The organism is Saccharopolyspora elongata (assembly GCF_004348985.1).
Classification (GTDB): domain Bacteria; phylum Actinomycetota; class Actinomycetes; order Mycobacteriales; family Pseudonocardiaceae; genus Saccharopolyspora; species Saccharopolyspora elongata.
Window position 1 is genome coordinate 1 of sequence record NZ_SMKW01000228.1, and the last position, 1,143, is coordinate 1,143.

A 1,143-nucleotide genomic window follows, 5' to 3' on the forward strand; every position below is an offset into this window, starting at 1 on the left:
CTTGATCTTTAACCCTTGCGCCTGGGTTTGGTGCCTGTCTTGTGGTGGGTGGGGCGTTGGTAGGCCTGGCCGGTGGCGAGGATTCGTCCGACGTCGTGGCGGGTGGCGCGGTGGCGGTTGGTCGAGCCGGGTGGTCGTCCGGGGCCGGGCCGGGAGGGTTTTGGTGCACGTGATGGTGAGGGGGCCTTCGCGCGCAGGTTTCGAAACCCGCGTCGGATACGGGCGGGTGTGAGCCGCTCGGGTGGGGCTGGTTTTTCCCATGGTCGCCGTAGATCATCGGTGAGTGGCCGGGCCAGGCGGAGTTGGGTGTATGCGGTGATGATCAGCCAACTCCAGCGGTCGGCGGCTTCGGGGTTCCGCAGCTTCGGGACGGTCCATCCGAGAGTTTGTTTGAACAGCCGGAAGGTGTGTTCGATGTTGAAACGTCGCAGGTATGCCTGCCAGCAGCGGTCAACGTCCGCCTCGGTGACATCCACTGTGGACCACCACAGCCACACCGGTTTCGCTTTACCTCCACTGGGCAGGTGATCGACGGTCAGCCGGATGAGGGTGCCTTCGATGACCGGCAGCGGCCCCTCGTGATCAGCCCACGCTGCTCGACGAGTCAGCCGCGGATGCAGCCGGTCCCACACCTGAGCCCGGGCCTGTCCGTATCGGTGAGTGTCGGTAGCGGTCACCGCCTGCTCGGTGCCCCACGAGGCCGGGTCGCCGAAGACGAACTCACCGCCGTGCTTAGGTGGCCGACCGTTCGTGCCGGGCAGGCGTGGTGGCGCAGGCCTGCGCAGGACGCGGTCCGAGCGCATCCGGCCAACGATCTGCACCGGCAGCTCTGCCAGCAAGTGGGCGACGCGCGGGGCGTCGTAGCCGGCATCCAGCACGACCAGGACCTCCGGATCCCCGTCACGCCACTGACCAGCCGTGATGAGTCGCTCGACGACCTGGCGGATCTGAACGGCGGTCACCGCTGCCACATCGGCTCCCGGCTCAAGCCGCATCGCGTCCAGCAGCGCGGTCCACGAGGTACGGCCCGTTTCCAGTGCCGCGACGATCGAGTAGGGCCAGCCGGGGATCATCAGGTGCTGGTCCTTGCCGCGACCGTAGGTATGACAAAACGAGCGGTCCGGTGAGGTGTGGGCATCCGGG

The 1,143-nt window shown here is 67.2% G+C and carries 1 protein-coding gene; it reads right to left on the reverse strand.

Annotation, left to right across the window (positions count from 1 at the left end):
• Positions 1 to 8: 8 nt before the first annotated feature.
• The coding region (locus E1288_RS46430; protein WP_132495727.1) for an NF041680 family putative transposase at positions 9 to 1,143 on the reverse strand (1,135 nt) is incomplete at its 5' end.